This window comes from Leisingera sp. XS_AS12 (assembly GCF_041224635.1).
In the GTDB taxonomy this organism is placed as follows: Bacteria; Pseudomonadota; Alphaproteobacteria; order Rhodobacterales; family Rhodobacteraceae; genus Leisingera.
On the sequence record NZ_JBGFGM010000027.1, the window covers coordinates 1 to 950 of the forward strand.

Here is a 950-nt window from a genome sequence, read left to right on the forward strand (position 1 = left end):
AAAGCCCGCGGCATCACCATCTCCACCGCCCACGTGGAATATGAAACCGAAGCGCGTCACTACGCGCACGTCGACTGCCCCGGCCACGCCGACTACGTGAAGAACATGATCACCGGTGCGGCCCAGATGGACGGCGCCATCCTGGTTGTGAACGCAGCCGACGGCCCGATGCCGCAGACCCGCGAGCACATCCTGCTGGCGCGTCAGGTTGGCGTTCCGGCCCTGGTTGTCTTCATGAACAAGGTTGACCAGGTCGACGACGAAGAGCTGCTGGAGCTGGTGGAAATGGAAATCCGCGAGCTGCTGTCCTCCTACGAATTCCCGGGCGACGATATCCCGATCATCGCGGGTTCCGCGCTGGCGGCGATGGAAGGCCGTGACCCGGAAATCGGCGAAAACAAGATCAAGGAACTGATGGCGGCCGTGGATGAGTACATCCCGACCCCCGAGCGTGCGGTTGACCAGCCGTTCCTGATGCCGATCGAAGACGTGTTCTCGATCTCCGGCCGCGGTACCGTTGTGACCGGCCGTGTCGAGCGTGGCGTGATCAACGTTGGCGACGAAATCGAAATCGTCGGCATCAAAGACACCACCAAGACCACCTGCACCGGCGTGGAAATGTTCCGCAAGCTGCTGGACCGCGGTGAAGCAGGCGACAACATCGGCGCCCTGCTGCGTGGTGTTGACCGTGAGTCGGTTGAGCGTGGCCAGGTTCTGTGTAAGCCGGGCTCCGTGACCCCGCACACCAAGTTCGAAGCCGAAGCCTACATCCTGACCAAGGAAGAAGGCGGCCGTCACACCCCGTTCTTCGCGAACTACCGTCCGCAGTTCTACTTCCGCACCACCGACGTGACCGGCACCGTGACCCTGCCGGAAGGCACCGAGATGGTGATGCCGGGCGACAACCTGAAGTTCGGTGTTGAGCTGATCGCTCCGATCGCGATGGAAGA

General features: G+C 62.2%; 1 protein-coding gene. It reads left to right on the top strand.

Going from position 1 to position 950, the window contains the following annotated elements:
- On the top strand, positions 1 to 950 hold a 950-nt coding region (gene tuf / locus AB9K35_RS00405; RefSeq protein ID WP_369923948.1), incomplete at both ends, for an elongation factor Tu.